General features: G+C 73.5%; 2 pseudogenes. Both read left to right on the top strand.

Annotation, left to right across the window (positions count from 1 at the left end):
• Positions 1-340, top strand: a pseudogene (locus OOT08_RS13920) (carboxylating nicotinate-nucleotide diphosphorylase); the annotation flags it as partial.
• Positions 303-452, top strand: a pseudogene (locus OOT08_RS13915) (hypothetical protein); the annotation flags it as partial. The pseudogenes OOT08_RS13920 and OOT08_RS13915, both read left to right, overlap by 38 nt.

Raw genomic sequence — 452 nt, 5'->3', positions numbered from 1 at the left:
CCGGATCGAGCAGATCGAGCCCGTGCTCGCCGCCGGGGTTCCCGTCATCATGCTCGACAACTTTTCCGTCGCCGAGCTGCGCGAGGGCGTCGCCCTGATCGCGGGCCGCGCCGTCGTCGAGGCGAGCGGCGGCGTGGGTCTCGACACGGTGCGCGCGATCGCGGAGACCGGCGTGGACGTGATCTCGGTTGGCCAGCTCACCCACGGGGCGCGGGCCCTCGATCTCGGGCTCGACGCGGTCGCTGACCCCGATTCGGCCGCCGCCGCTGAGGCCATCTCAGGCACGGCGGGCAGCGAAACCGATGCACGCGCCCAGCAGGCGCGGGACGACCGTGGCTGATCTCGACGCGGCGGCGACGACCCCGCTCCATCCGGAGGCGCTGCGGGCGATGTGGCCCTTCCTCACCGAGGAGTCCGGCAACCCGTCGAGCGTGCACCAGGCCGGGCACCGT

Origin of the sequence: Leucobacter sp. M11, assembly GCF_035726885.1 — a bacterium.
In the GTDB taxonomy this organism is placed as follows: Bacteria; Actinomycetota; Actinomycetes; order Actinomycetales; family Microbacteriaceae; genus JAPFRB01.
The sequence above is the reverse complement of the archived record's forward strand: the minus strand, read 5'-3'. Positions and strand labels throughout refer to the sequence as shown.